14 protein-coding genes are annotated in these 14,065 nt (G+C 36.3%); 11 read left to right on the plus strand and 3 right to left on the minus strand.

Translation table 11 applies throughout. The features are described from left to right. The first annotated feature begins 22 nt into the window (after positions 1-22). The 3 genes from etfA (at position 23) to uvrC (ending at position 3,447) form a co-directional block, all read left to right on the plus strand. Positions 23-1,000, plus strand: coding sequence for an electron transfer flavoprotein subunit alpha (gene etfA / locus DM800_RS07025; RefSeq protein ID WP_000101967.1), 978 nt, complete (start codon positions 23-25; stop codon positions 998-1,000). Positions 1,001-1,200: 200 nt separating this feature from the next. After that, positions 1,201-1,515 carry a thioredoxin gene (gene trxA / locus DM800_RS07030; RefSeq protein WP_001018943.1) on the plus strand — a complete coding sequence of 105 codons (315 nt, stop codon included), beginning with the start codon at positions 1,201-1,203 and terminating at the stop codon, positions 1,513-1,515. A 147-nt stretch (positions 1,516-1,662) separates the two neighbouring features. Next, positions 1,663-3,447, plus strand: a complete 1,785-nt coding sequence (gene uvrC / locus DM800_RS07035; protein WP_000544269.1) for an excinuclease ABC subunit C — start codon at positions 1,663-1,665, stop codon at positions 3,445-3,447. Between the two features lie 114 nt (positions 3,448-3,561). On the opposite strand, the gene DM800_RS07040 is transcribed toward uvrC, so the two are convergent. Continuing rightward, positions 3,562-4,011 (minus strand): YslB family protein, encoded by a 450-nt coding sequence (locus DM800_RS07040; RefSeq protein WP_000042225.1) that lies wholly within the window; start codon positions 4,009-4,011, stop codon positions 3,562-3,564. A gap of 300 nt (positions 4,012-4,311) precedes the next feature. Here DM800_RS07040 and sdhC point away from each other — a divergent pair, with 300 nt between their 5' ends. The 4 genes from sdhC (at position 4,312) to DM800_RS07060 (ending at position 8,039) form a co-directional block, all read left to right on the plus strand. Further along, on the plus strand, positions 4,312-4,938 hold the full coding sequence (gene sdhC, locus DM800_RS07045) for a succinate dehydrogenase cytochrome B558 (RefSeq protein WP_000678354.1): 627 nt from the start codon (positions 4,312-4,314) through the stop codon (positions 4,936-4,938). A gap of 13 nt (positions 4,939-4,951) precedes the next feature. Beyond that, positions 4,952-6,745 carry a succinate dehydrogenase flavoprotein subunit gene (sdhA, locus tag DM800_RS07050; RefSeq protein ID WP_000676749.1) on the plus strand — a complete coding sequence of 598 codons (1,794 nt, stop codon included), beginning with the start codon at positions 4,952-4,954 and terminating at the stop codon, positions 6,743-6,745. Further along, positions 6,738-7,499, plus strand: coding sequence for a succinate dehydrogenase iron-sulfur subunit (gene sdhB / locus DM800_RS07055; RefSeq protein WP_001291827.1), 762 nt, complete (start codon positions 6,738-6,740; stop codon positions 7,497-7,499). The genes sdhA and sdhB overlap by 8 nt, the downstream gene beginning before the upstream one ends. Before the next feature lie 93 nt (positions 7,500-7,592). Next, positions 7,593-8,039: an acyl-CoA thioesterase gene (locus DM800_RS07060; RefSeq protein WP_000822749.1), complete on the plus strand. Its 447-nt coding sequence runs from the start codon at positions 7,593-7,595 to the stop codon at positions 8,037-8,039. A 31-nt stretch (positions 8,040-8,070) separates the two neighbouring features. On the opposite strand, the gene DM800_RS07065 is transcribed toward DM800_RS07060, so the two are convergent. Further along, positions 8,071-8,850, minus strand: coding sequence for a M15 family metallopeptidase (locus tag DM800_RS07065; protein WP_147786639.1), 780 nt, complete (start codon positions 8,848-8,850; stop codon positions 8,071-8,073). 265 nt (positions 8,851-9,115) lie between these two features. Between DM800_RS07065 and motA the strand changes: the two genes are divergently transcribed. Then, positions 9,116-9,910 (plus strand): flagellar motor stator protein MotA, encoded by a 795-nt coding sequence (motA, locus tag DM800_RS07070; protein WP_060488187.1) that lies wholly within the window; start codon positions 9,116-9,118, stop codon positions 9,908-9,910. Beyond that, positions 9,900-10,688 carry a flagellar motor protein MotB gene (gene motB, locus DM800_RS07075; protein ID WP_001256743.1) on the plus strand — a complete coding sequence of 263 codons (789 nt, stop codon included), beginning with the start codon at positions 9,900-9,902 and terminating at the stop codon, positions 10,686-10,688. Before motA ends, motB begins: the two co-directional genes overlap by 11 nt. A gap of 24 nt (positions 10,689-10,712) precedes the next feature. On the opposite strand, the gene DM800_RS07080 is transcribed toward motB, so the two are convergent. Then, positions 10,713-11,540: a 5'-nucleotidase, lipoprotein e(P4) family gene (locus DM800_RS07080; protein ID WP_147786640.1), complete on the minus strand. Its 828-nt coding sequence runs from the start codon at positions 11,538-11,540 to the stop codon at positions 10,713-10,715. A 343-nt stretch (positions 11,541-11,883) separates the two neighbouring features. On the opposite strand from DM800_RS07080, the gene DM800_RS07085 reads away from it, so the two are divergent. Both DM800_RS07085 and DM800_RS07090 read left to right on the plus strand, forming a co-directional pair. Further along, entirely contained in the window at positions 11,884-12,768 is an 885-nt protein-coding gene (locus tag DM800_RS07085; RefSeq protein WP_137014411.1) for an ABC transporter ATP-binding protein, read from the plus strand. 2 nt (positions 12,769-12,770) lie between these two features. Continuing rightward, the gene (locus DM800_RS07090; protein WP_147786641.1) at positions 12,771-13,994 is read left to right on the plus strand and encodes an ABC transporter permease; all 1,224 of its coding nucleotides are present in this window, start codon (positions 12,771-12,773) and stop codon (positions 13,992-13,994) included. Positions 13,995-14,065: the final 71 nt, after the last annotated feature.

Raw genomic sequence — 14,065 nt, forward strand, 5'->3', positions numbered from 1 at the left:
ATATATGCAGGAGGGAAAATCTATGGCTCGTAAAGTATTAGTAATGGGTGAGGTTCGTGATGGATCGCTACGTAACGTTTCGTTTGAAGCGGTAGCAGCAGCAAAAACAATTGCAGAAGGCGGTGAAGTAGTAGGTCTTCTAGTTGGAGACAGCGTTGCCTCTTTTGCAAATGAATTGATTCATTACGGTGCAGATCGCGTTGTGACAGTTGAAAATGATAAATTAAAATCATATACATCTGATGGTTATGCACAAGCATTTTCAGCTGTATATGCTGAAGAAAAGCCAGAAGGTATTGTATTTGGACATACAGCACTGGGTAAAGATTTATCACCAAAATTAGCAGCGAAGCTTGAAGCTGGTCTAGTTTCTGACGTAACTGCTTTAGATGTTGAAGGTGGAAATGTTATCTTTACTCGTCCAATTTACTCTGGTAAAGCGTTTGAGAAGAAGATTGTAACAGACGGTATCTTATTTGCGACAGTGCGTCCAAATAACATTGCGACGCTTGAAAAAGATGAGTCTCGCAGTGGTGACGTGTCTTCTATTACAGTAGATGTGAAAGATTTACGTACAATTATTCAAGATGTCGTCCGTAAGACGGCAGAAGGTGTTGACCTTTCTGAAGCGAAAGTTATTATCGCTGGTGGACGCGGTGTGAAGAGTGAAGAAGGATTCAAGCCATTAAAAGAGTTAGCGGACGTATTAGGCGGCGCTGTTGGAGCATCTCGTGGTGCTTGTGACGCTGAGTATTGCGATTACTCATTACAAATTGGTCAAACTGGTAAAGTTGTTACGCCAGACTTATACATTGCATGCGGTATTTCTGGTGCGATTCAGCATTTAGCTGGTATGTCTAACTCAAAAATAATCGTTGCGATTAATAAAGACCCAGAAGCAAGTATCTTCAAAGTAGCTGACTATGGTATTGTTGGCGATCTATTTGAAGTCTTACCTCTTTTAACAGAAGAGTTTAAAAAGTTAAAAGTACATTCATGATTTGAGTACCCTTGAGTTCCAAGTGAAGTACCCCTATATATAGAAAAGGTGAGAGATCCCCTGTCTCTCATCTTTTTAGTATTTAATCCGTATTTTTATATAGTATAAAGGAACACTTTTTTGTTACGATACATATTATTCGCCACGTATATAAGTTAATGATATACTCTTGGTAGAATATACTTGAAGGAGGAAATAAAATGGCAATTGTAAATGCAAATGACCAAAGCTTCGCAGCTGAAACTAGCGAAGGTGTTGTATTATTAGATTTCTGGGCACCTTGGTGTGGACCTTGTAAAATGATCGCTCCTGTATTAGAGGAAATTGATGCAGAATTAGGCGAAAAAGTAAAAGTAGTAAAAGTAGACGTGGATGAAAACCAAGAAACTGCTCGTCAATTCGAAGTAATGAGCATTCCAGCTCTTTTCGTATTAAAAGACGGTAAAGTAGTTGATCAAGCGTTAGGTTACAAACCGAAAGAAGCGTTAGTAGAATTAGTTTCTAAACACTTCTAAAATAAAGGGCTACCATTTGGTAGCCTTTTTTATTTTCCTTTTTTACACCTTTCCGTTACAATAAAAGAACGTATGTTGGGTGTTTTGGCATAGTATGTTTTCATGTGAAAATAAAGATGCTAAGCATGTAGAAATGGAGGGTAACGAGTGCACGAACATTTAAAAGAAAAATTGGCTATTTTACCAGATCAACCTGGTTGTTATTTAATGAAAGATAAGCAAGGAACGGTTATATATGTCGGAAAGGCAAAAGTGCTTAAAAATCGTGTGCGCTCGTACTTTACTGGTTCGCATGATGGAAAAACACTGCGGCTTGTAGGAGAAATTGTAGATTTTGAATATATTGTAACCTCCTCAAATCTAGAGGCTCTCATTTTAGAGTTAAATTTAATAAAAAAACATGATCCAAAATATAATATTCAATTAAAAGATGATAAAACATATCCTTTTATTAAAATTACAGCTGAGAAACAGCCGCGATTACTTATTACGCGAAATGTAAAAAAGGATAAGGGAAAGTATTTTGGTCCTTATCCGAATGCACAATCAGCTCATGAAACGAAAAAACTGCTAGATCGTATGTATCCGCTTCGTAAGTGCTCAAATATGCCAGATAAAGTTTGTTTATATTATCATATGGGTCAATGTTTAGCACCTTGTGTGAAAGAAGTGACGGAAGAACAAAACAAAGAAATTGTAGATGAAATTATTAAGTTTCTAAATGGTGGGCATAAAGAAGTTCGTTCAGAATTAGAAACAAAGATGTATGAAGCTTCAGAGAAACTAGAATTTGAACGCGCAAAAGAGTTGCGGGATCAAATTGCGCATATTGATGCGATTATGGAAAAACAAAAGATGATTATGAGTGACTTAGTGGATCGTGATGTGTTTGGGTATGCAGTTGATAAAGGATGGATGTGTGTTCAAGTTTTCTTCGTTCGAAAAGGAAAGCTAATTGAACGTGATGTTTCTATGTTTCCAATCTACGATGAACCAGAAGAGGGATTTTTAACGTTTATCGGTCAATTTTATGAGAACAGCAGTCATTTTAAGCCGAAGGAAATTGTCGTTCCAGGAAGTATAGACTCAGAGTTAGTAGAGCGCTTTTTAGAAGTTGAAGCGACACAGCCGAAACGTGGTAAGAAAAAAGATCTTGTAGAATTAGCAAATAAAAATGCGAAGATTGCTCTTGAAGAGAAATTCTACTTAATTGAACGTGATGAAGAGCGAACGATTAAGGCGGTAGATCATTTAGGGAAGCAGCTCGGGATTGAAACACCTTATCGTATTGAGGCGTTTGATAACTCAAATATTCAAGGGACAAATCCTGTTTCTGCAATGATTGCTTTTATCGATGGGAAACCAGCTAAAAAAGAATATAGGAAATATAAAATTAAAACGGTTCAAGGACCAGATGATTATGAGTCTATGAGAGAAGTTGTGAGACGCCGTTATACAAGGGCACTGAAAGAGAGTTTGCCTTTACCAGATTTAATCATTATTGATGGTGGAAAAGGGCATCTGGCAGCTGTAAGTGATGTTCTAGAAAACGAACTCGGTTTATATATTCCGATGGCAGGGCTTGTAAAAGATGACAAACATAAAACCTCCCATTTAATTATTGGAGATCCACCTGAACCTGTGATGCTTGAGCGAAATAGCCAAGAATTTTATTTATTGCAGCGCATTCAAGATGAAGTGCATCGATTTGCAATTACATTCCATCGTCAATTACACGGGAAATCTGTCATTCAATCAGCACTGGATGATATTCCTGGAATTGGAGATAAGCGAAAAAAGATATTGTTGAAACATTTTGGGTCGCTAAAAAAGATGAAAGAAGCTTCTGTAACGGAATTTGTCGAAGCGGGTATGCCGAAAAATGTCGCAGAGACGATTTATACTTATTTAGCGGATAAGAAGACGTTGTAGTTTACAACGTCTTCTATTTCCTGATATAATTTCTGAAGATTTAAAATAAACCCAACTGAATGAAAACGCAAAAAAGTCAACTAAACTTATATGTCTAGTTGACTGTAGGTAATGCTACACTTCAATGAGATCTTTTATATCCCATTTCACAAGAAATGTAATAGAGTCTGAACGTTTTTTCTTTTCTTCATAGGACTCTGCAACGACGTTTCGTTGCTTTTGAATTTGTTCAGCGATGAATCCAGCTTCTAATTGATAAGAAGAATGTCTGTTTTGTTTTTGACGTTCAGCGATGAGTGTGCCTTTAAGTTGGAACTGCATTTCACGACGCTTATGTTCAATAATGCTTAAAGTGCCCCAGCCAGCTTTTTCAAAGAACTGAATGACTTCTTCAATTGTTTCTAGTGGATATTTTCTTGCAAGGTTTCTACCAGACCAGTATAAAATACCATCTAAATCGTTACCGATTAAATCAGGTAGTAATTCTTCACGTAACAATTCATAAGCGAAGGCGTTCAATGAAACATCTTCTAAAGATGTTGTATCGATTGTATTTTTACTCACAATATTCCCCTCTTTCTATAGGGATTATTATATAACATTTCTCATTTATAAAAACAGATTTTTCTTTGGGAAAATCTGAATATATAAGAAGGGAAAAAGAATTGGCAAATTATATGCAAATTATGTATACGTTTTCTTGACGCTTCGACAAAAATAGGAGTAAAATGAACTTGGTATCAAATTATGCTGAAATATTTCGAATAATTTTTTCAGTTTTTCTTATGCCAATAGTGAAAAAACATTATTGTTGTAAACTAATCTGAAAACAGCAGTCAAACATTCAAGGGGGGTAATGGGGACATGAAAGGCCGCGAGTATACGTTTCGTAAGTGGCACTCATTAATGGGGGTCATCCCGGTTGGTGTCTTTTTGACGCAACATTTAATTGTAAACAACTTTGCAACACGAGGAGCAGAGGCTTTTAACAAAGCTGCAGGCTTTATGGAGCTCCTTCCATTCCGGTATGCGCTAGAGATTTTCATCATCTTTTTACCGATACTGTACCATGCTATATATGGCTTATATATTGCATTTACAGCTAAGAACAATGCGGTTTCTTACGGTTATTTCCGTAACTGGATGTTCGTCTTCCAAAGAATTTCAGGTATCGTTACACTGATTTTCATTTCTTGGCACGTCTGGGAAACTCGTATTCAAGCAATGCTAGGTAAAGAGGTAAACTATGATATGATGGCAGATATTTTAAACAATCCAGCTATGTTTGCATTCTACTTAGTTGGTGTTGTTTCAACAATTTTCCACTTTGCAAATGGACTATGGACATTCTGCATCAGCTGGGGAATTACAGTATCTCCACGTTCACAAAGAATCTCTACTTATGTAACATTAGCTATATTCTTAGGTCTATCTTATGTAGGTGTGAGTGCATTATTAGCGTTCATCGATCCACAGCTAGCAAACCAGTAAGGAGTGGGAGAGCATGAAAGGGAAACTTATAGTAGTCGGCGGTGGCTTGGCTGGCTTAATGGCAACGATTAAAGCGGCGGAAGCAGGAGTAAATGTTGAACTGTTTTCTTTAGTACCAGTAAAACGTTCGCATTCTGTATGTGCCCAAGGTGGAATTAACGGTGCCGTAAATACGAAAGGTGAAGGGGATTCTCCATGGATCCACTTTGACGATACAATTTATGGTGGGGACTTCTTAGCGAACCAACCACCAGTTAAAGCAATGTGTGAAGCAGCACCTGGTATCATTCATTTAATGGACCGTATGGGTGTTATGTTCAACCGTACGGAAGAAGGGCTTCTTGATTTCCGTCGTTTTGGTGGAACACAACATCACCGTACAGCATTTGCTGGTGCAACAACTGGACAGCAATTACTATACGCATTAGATGAGCAAGTACGTCGTCACGAAGTAGCAGGACTTGTAACGAAATATGAAGGTTGGGATTTCTTACGAGCTGTTGTTGATGACGAAGGTGTGTGCCGAGGAATCGTTGCACAAGACTTACAAACAATGGAGATTAAAAGTTTCCAAGCTGATGCCGTGATTATGGCAACAGGGGGCCCTGGTATCATCTTTGGAAAATCAACTAACTCTATTATTAATACAGGTACAGCAGCTTCTGCTGTATATCAACAAGGTGCATATTATGCAAACGGCGAGTTCATTCAAATTCATCCAACGGCAATTCCTGGAGACGATAAATTACGTCTTATGAGTGAATCTGCACGTGGTGAAGGTGGCCGAGTTTGGACATATAAAGATGGTAAACCATGGTACTTCCTAGAAGAAAAATATCCGGCTTACGGAAACCTTGTACCTCGTGATATTGCAACGCGTGAAATCTTTGACGTTTGCGTAGAGCAAAAACTAGGTATTAACGGTGAAAACATGGTGTACTTAGATCTTTCTCATAAAGATCCGAAAGAACTAGATATTAAACTTGGTGGAATTATTGAAATCTATGAGAAGTTTACAGGTGATGATCCTCGTAAACTACCAATGAAAATCTTCCCAGCAGTTCACTATTCAATGGGCGGACTATGGGTTGATTATAAGCAGATGACAAGTATTCCAGGTTTATTTGCAGCAGGTGAGTGTGATTATTCTATGCACGGTGGTAACCGTCTAGGTGCGAACTCACTATTATCAGCAATTTACGGTGGTATGGTAGCAGGACCGAACGCGATTGAGTATATGAAAGGTCTTTCTAAATCGTCTGATGCTGTTTCATCTACTGTATATGAGCAAAATGAATTAATCGAAACAGAGAAATTTAACAATATTTTAACGCTTGATGGTAACGAAAATGCATATGTTCTTCATAAAGAGCTTGGAGAATGGATGACAGATAACGTTACAGTAGTTCGTGAAAATAAAAAGCTACTAGAAACTGATGCGAAAATTGAAGAGTTAATGGCGCGTTACAAACGCATTAACATTAACGATACAGCGAGATGGAGTAACCAAGGTGCTTCATTTACACGCCAACTTGCAAATATGTTTGAGTTAGCACGTGTTATTACAATTGGCGCATATAACCGTAATGAGAGCCGCGGGGCGCATTACAAACCTGAATTCCCAAATCGTGATGATGCAAACTTCTTAAAAACTACGATGGCGAAATTTGAAGGAGAAGGAAATGCACCAGCATTCCATTACGAAGAAGTGGATGTTTCATTAATTAAACCACGTAAACGTGACTATTCCTCAAAACATGATGTAGCTGCTAAGGGTGAAGAGAAGGGGGATAAGCAACATGTCTGAGAAAACAATCCGCCTCATCATTACGAGACAAGATGGACCAGACGCTCAAGCGTTTGACCAAGAGTTTGAAATTCCATATCGTCCAAATATGAACATTATTTCGGCACTGATGGAAATTCGTCGTAATCCTGTTGATTCAAAAGGAAACCAAACGACTCCGATTGCATGGGATATGAACTGTTTAGAGGAAGTATGTGGCGCATGTTCGATGGTGATTAACGGAAAACCACGTCAATCATGTACAGCTCTTATTGATCAGTTAGAACAACCAATTCGCTTAAAGCCGATGAAGACATTCCCAGTTGTACGTGACTTACAAGTTGACCGTAGTCGCATGTTTAACGCTCTAAAACGCGTTAAAGCTTGGATTCCAATTGATGGTACGTATGACTTAGGACCAGGACCAAGAATGCCTGAGAAGAAACGTCAATGGGCTTATGAGCTTTCAAAATGTATGACATGTGGTGTTTGCTTAGAATCATGTCCAAACGTAAATAGTAAATCTGACTTTATTGGACCAGCACCGTTATCACAAGCTCGTTTATTCAACTCACATCCAACGGGTGAAATGCATAAAGCAGATCGCTTACGTGCAATTATGGGAGATGGAGGACTTGCAAACTGTGGTAACTCTCAAAACTGTGTGCAATCATGTCCGAAGGGTATTCCATTAACAACTTCAATTGCGGCATTAAACCGTGATACAACAATTCAATCGTTTAAAGATTTCTTTGGTAGCGACAATAACTATTAATAAATATTGCCTCTTCATGTTGAAGAGGCAATATTTATAACTTTATTTTTCTGTTTATTCTGTTTATTTTGAAGGCGAAAAGGAGAGGAAACAATGAAGAGGATTTCTTATATTGAAGACTTTGAGCGATGGGAAAGTGGTTTTTCATTTTACAATCCTGTAAAAGTTCGTTTTGGTGAAGTAGATATGTTTGGGCATGTAAATAATGTCGTTGCCTTTACCTATTTTGAAGAAGCACGTATCGCATTGTTTAAAGAACTTGGATTTATGCAAGAATGGACGCATGAATCTTCAGAAACGATGATCGTTGTTGCAGATTTACAATGTAATTTTATTAAGCAAATATATTTTGATGAACAGTTGAAGGTGTATGTAAAAGCGGGATCGGTTGGGAATTCTTCTTTAGATTTGCATTACATGGTGAAGAATGCAGAAGGAGAAGCATGTTTAGTCGGCCGTGGAATGATGGTTCAAGCATCGAAAAAAACGGGAAAAGGCGAACCGTGGCCTGAAGAATGGAAGAAAAAATTACTACAATGAAAGACAAAAAATAAGAGAGCAATTTGCTCTCTTATTTTTTGTCTTTCATTGCTTCTTCTAATGTTAAATGATGTTTATATATGTATGTAGCGTATGGATTACCAACGTAGCGCAAATGCCACGGTTCATATGAATATTCTGTTGTTTCTGTTTTATCTTCTAAATAACGAATTACAAAGCCAAATTCATGGGCATGTTTTGCAACCCATTTTCCTTCGGCTGTCTCTCCAAAAATAGGTTCTAATTGGAATTTAGCAGATTTTGAACTAATATCCATTGCTAAACCAGTTTGATGTTCACTCGTACCAGGAATGGCACTTACTGAATCAGCTTCAGCTTTTCCTTGACGTCTAACGTATGTATCATGTAATGATTTTTGGCGTTTGTATGAACGATAACCAGATACAGCTGTAAGTTCAAGTCCTTCTTTCTTTGCCGCTTCAAACATATTTTCAAGCGCATCTGCAGCATCTTTACGCAGCAATGTTTTTTCTTTATCTTTTGGACTAGTAAATGGTACGTTTGGTCTTGTTAAGTCTTCAGGTATGTATCCGTCTGGTAGTTTTCGATGTTTATTAACTAAGACAAGATTAGACTCTGGATTTGTTACAACGGAAAAATCATTTTCTAGCTTCTTTGTAGTATGATCAGCTTTTGGAAAAGCAGGAATCTCTTCTTTTGGGTGATTACTATGCTGTTGACTTTCGACAGCTTTCGCCTCATTTTGTAGTGGTGATTTAGAACTAAAGTAAGCGAAAGAAGTGATACCGATTACAATAGTAGTGGCAGAAATAATGATTATCTTTTTCATGATACCTTGTAATCACAGTCCTTTCTTAATAAAATATGTATCGTTTTTTATTATAAGTCTAGTTTACTGAAAAAGAAATATAAGAGTCGTAACGTAATAGAAATGCAAAGAAAATGTCAGAAAATGTGTGAAATTGTAGTATTTTTTCATTTAATTCATTTCTTATCTTTCATGAAATGAATTTTTTATGTAATATATATACATAAGAAGATGTAGCGATTATCGAGAATAAAGAACTTCTTGTATAGACTAGGAGTGAATGGGAATGGATTTTGCAACAATTATTGGACTTATTTTAGGATTTGTAGCGGTAGTAGTAGGGATGGTCGTCAAGGGCGCTGACATAAATGCCTTATTGAATCCTGCCGCAGCATTAATTATTTTTATCGGTACATTTGCTGCAGTATGTATAGCATTTCCGATGAATCAACTAAAAAGGGTTCCAAAATTATTTAAAGTTCTTTTTGGTTCAAATAAAAAGGATTTAAGTTATGAACAGTTGCTAGAATTATTTGTTCATTGGACATCAGAAAGTAGAAAATACGGTATTTTGTCTTTAGAGCAACAATTGGACAAAATTCAAGATGAATTTCTTTTGCGTGGTATGAAATTTGTGATTGATGGCGTATCCGCAGAAGATCTAGAACAGATTTTAGAAGCTGAATTAGAAGCAATTGAAGAAAGGCATGCAAAAGGAGCGGCAATTTTTTCTCAAGCTGGTACATATGCACCGACATTAGGGGTTTTAGGTGCTGTTATTGGTCTTGTAGCTGCACTTGGCAATTTAACTGATATTGAAAAGTTAGGTCACGCTATTTCGGGTGCTTTTATTGCAACGATTTTTGGTATTTTTTCAGGCTATGTATTATGGCATCCATTTGCAAATAAACTAAAGCAAAAATCTGCCGCTGAATTAGAGAAAAAACGTTTAATTATTGATTGTTTATTAATGTTACAAGAGGGTACATATCCGTTTATTATGAAGAACCGCATTTTAGGTGCACTTTCTGCAACTGAACGTAAAAAGCTAGAAAAAGGAGCAGAAAAAAATGCGGAGTAAAAAAAATAGAAGAGGTAAAAAGAAAAAACACGAAGAACATATCGATGAAACTTGGTTAATCCCTTATTCTGATATGTTAACGTTGTTATTTGCATTGTTCATCGTTTTATTTGCGATGAGTAGTATAGATGCTGCGAAGTTCAAACAGATGGCAGTAGCATTTCGAAGCGAATTAGCAGGTGGAACAGGAAATAAAGAGTTTTTAAGTGATCAGAAGCCAAATGATGAAAAGGAATTATCAGCAAGTAGCCTTGAGGCAGAACAAGCAAAAAAACAAGAAGAAGCTAGAGAAAAAGAAAAAAAAGAAATGGATGAATTGAAAGCATTACAAAAAAAGATTGATCAATATATTAATGAGAAACAATTATCCTCTTCTTTTCAAACTAAATTAACTGAAAAGGGATTAATGGTGACAATATTAGAGAATGTGCTGTTTGATTCGGGGAAAGCAGATGTGAAGTTAGAATCACTAGGGATTGCAAAAGAGATGTCTAGCTTACTTGTTTCAGCGTCACCTCGTGAGATTACAGTATCTGGTCATACGGATAATGTCCCTATTGCCAATGCGCAGTTTGCATCGAACTGGGAATTAAGTACGCAGCGTGCAGTTAATTTTATGCAAGTATTACTCCAAAATAAAGAATTACAACCAGAAAAATTTAGTGCGATTGGTTACGGAGAATACCGTTCAATTGCTCCAAACGATACACAAGAAGGAAAGGCAAAGAATAGGCGTGTGGAAGTGTTTATCTTGCCTTTAACAGAGAAGGGAAAATAAAGAGGATGGCGAATGCCATCCTCTTTATTTTGCATCAAATGATTTTAAGTTGTCGCGACGGATTTTATCTTTTTCAGCATCTGATTTTTTGAAATCATAATCATATAAAGCGCCTTCCCAATCGCCATACATCGGATTCGGGAAAATAATAAATTTCTCACCAAATTGTTCTTTTGAATCTGCAACTGTTTGATTGCGATCTTTTACAGATTTCCCATCAAAACCAGTGAAATCAGATAAGTTATCACCGAAGAATAAGACGATATCATGTGTTTGCGAAACGATTTCACGGCGTTTTTCTTTTCCTTTTTCTTTCGGATCTTGTAGTAATATATGTTCTTTCGTTGCTTGAGGAGCACCTACACGCTCAAGATTTTTAATTGTTGCATCTAGTTGGTTCGTTTTACGATTTGAGATGTAATAAATATCTACACCTTTAGACTCCGTATATTTTAAGAAATCAATTGCGCCTGGAAGTGCTTCAGCTTCAGCCTTATTAATCCAATCATCCCATTTGTAAGGATAGCCTTTTCCTGTTTTTACGCTCATTGCTTGATGAGGGCTGTTGTCTAAAACCGTTTCATCTAAATCAAGTACGATAGCAGGCTTTTTCTCTGTCCCTTTTGCAAGAGCTGAATCAAGCTTCAATTGACCAATATTGTATCCTTGGTAGTAAAGTGCTTTCGTTTCACCGGCTGTTTGATACCATAAATCAGCCATTAATTGCTGTTCTGTTAATTTTACTTTTTCTTCTTTTGCCACTGTTTTCTCTGGTGTTCCTGAACATGCTACAAGCGATGTAGATAGAACCGCTACAGATAATAAAGTGGTAATACCCCTCTTCATCTTCATATGTATCCTCCTTGATGTTAGAAAATCATCTTATATTATATATTAAAATATAAAATTTTTTTTATGAACATTTGCATATTGTCTTTTGTATATATAGTAGTATGTCCTATATTAGAAAGATGAGAAAAATAATGGAAATCATTTTGACAACTTTTATTGTCTAAATGACAATTATAATTGACAAATGACACGATATTATTTACAATTTTAACTAAATAGAACAAATGATGGATTAAGGAGATGTTACATACTAAGAGGATGAAGTGTAGTGCTATATTTTATCCTGAATAAACATAGTCTTTGAGAGAGAGTATGAATGATATTAAAGGGGAGGCTTTATACTTTGAGTTTACAAATTCAGAACTTAACGAAACTATTTGGGGAATCAAAAGCAGTGAACGGTTTGCAAATTTCGTTACCAAAAGGTGAAGTGCTAGGATTACTTGGACGAAATGGTGCAGGAAAAACAACGACAATCAAAATGCTTCTCGGATTATTAACGCCTAATGAAGGATCTATTACATGGGATGGAAAATCATTTGGGACTAGTGGGGTAACGATTGGGTATTTACCAGAAGAAAGAGGTTTATATACAAAAAGTAGAGTAATAGACCAGTTGCGATATTTTGGTAGATTAGAAGGAATGTCGAAAAAAGAAGTAGATCTTGCTATTGATCACTGGTTAGAGCGATTAGCAATACCGGAATATAAATTTAAAACGGCAGGAGAGCTTTCAAAAGGAAATCAGCAAAAAATCCAATTAATTGCTGCTCTTCTTCATAATCCTGAACTTCTCATTTTAGATGAACCATTTAGTGGACTGGATCCAGTTAATGCTGGAATGTTAGCTAGCATTATTGAAGAACAAGTACAGAGCGGAAAGACAATTATTTTATCTAGTCATCGTATGGAACAAGTAGAGGCTTTTTGCCAACATGTATGTATTTTGAAAAAAGGCGAAGCAGTCGTAAAAGGCCAGTTAAGTGATATTAAAAAAGAGTACGGTTTCCGTAATTTAACGATTGAAGATACAGAAGAGAATGCGAAGGGATTAGAAGCTATTCATGTATCGTATGAAAAACAACAAGGCCTTCTTTATGTGCAAGTACAAGATGATGCAGAAGCTCTAAAGATTTTACAACAGTTGCAAGAACAAGGTGTTACCTTACGACAATTTAAAATGTTAGAGCCGACGTTAAACGAAATCTTTGTAGAGAGGGCGAAATAACGATGCGTAAATTTTCTCACGTATTTTCATTTTATTTCAGGGAAGCATTTTTATCTAAAAAATCATTAATCATGAGCGCGATTTTATTTTTAATTGTTTTTGGGATTTTTGCGTTCAATCATTTTACTTCAAGTAATGATAAAAATAAGGATAAAGATAAAATTGCAGTTGTGACAGAGAGTTCTACATATAAAATACAAAAAGAAGAGTTAACTAAGTTATTACCATCAGCTAAATTAACAATTGGTTCAAAAGAAGATTTCAATAAACTGCATAAACAAGTAGAAGAAGGCGAGTTAGACGGTTTGTTTCGTGTAGCTGAAAAGAATGGAGTTCCAGAAGTCACGTATATGTTTAATGGGTTCGCTAGTGAAACAAATTCTACAATTATAGCTAGTTATTTAAAGGGAAAATATATGGCGGTAACAGTTGCTAAACATAATGTTTCACCAGAAATTGCACAACAATTGCAAACCGAAATTTCTGTGAAACAAGAAGCAATAAAAGATCGTTCTGCCTCTGCCGGAATTGCATATTTCTTCATATTCGCTTTATATATGTTTATTGTTGCGTTCGGAAGCACAATTGCGATGAATATTGCTTCTGAAAAAGCTTCTCGCGTTATGGAAGTTATGATTCCGAAAGTAAAACCTCTTACGATGATGTATGCAAAAATTTTAGCGGTTGTTTCAACGGCGTTATTACAACTTGTCATATTGGCATGTGGTTATTTAGTTCCTTATTTACTAGGGTGGGTAGATTTAGAAAATGGTTCATTATTTGGCGTAATTGATGTTACAAAGTTAGATGCAAAAATAATCGGTATGTTCCTAATTTATTTTGTTACAGGATATTTCCTGTATGCGATGATGTATGCAGCTGCTGGTGCGGTTGTTTCTAAGACGGAGGATTTGCAAGGTGTAATGCTACCGATTTCAATTTTAATAATTGCAGCATTCTTTATAAGTCTTAAATCGTTAGGTGACCCAAATAGTACTATCGTTGTTATAAGCTCTTATGTTCCGTTCTTTACCCCGATGGTTACATTCTCACGCTTTGTAGCTGGTGAAACTGGTATGTTAGAAATTATGATAACATTGGCGGGGCTTTTAGCGACAATCGGTATTTTAAGTGCTGTTACAAGCCGCATTTACGTAAATGGCGTAATGAATTACTCAGATAAAGTGAAATTTAAAGATTTAGCGAAGTTTATAAAGCGTCAATAATGAGAGAAAAGTATGATTTCCTATTGGAATCATGCTTTTTCTTTATGTATAAATTAAAAATAGTATATAAT

Origin of the sequence: Bacillus sp. AY18-3 (genome assembly GCF_008042305.1) — a bacterium.
GTDB lineage: Bacteria > Bacillota > Bacilli > Bacillales > Bacillaceae_G > Bacillus_A > Bacillus_A wiedmannii.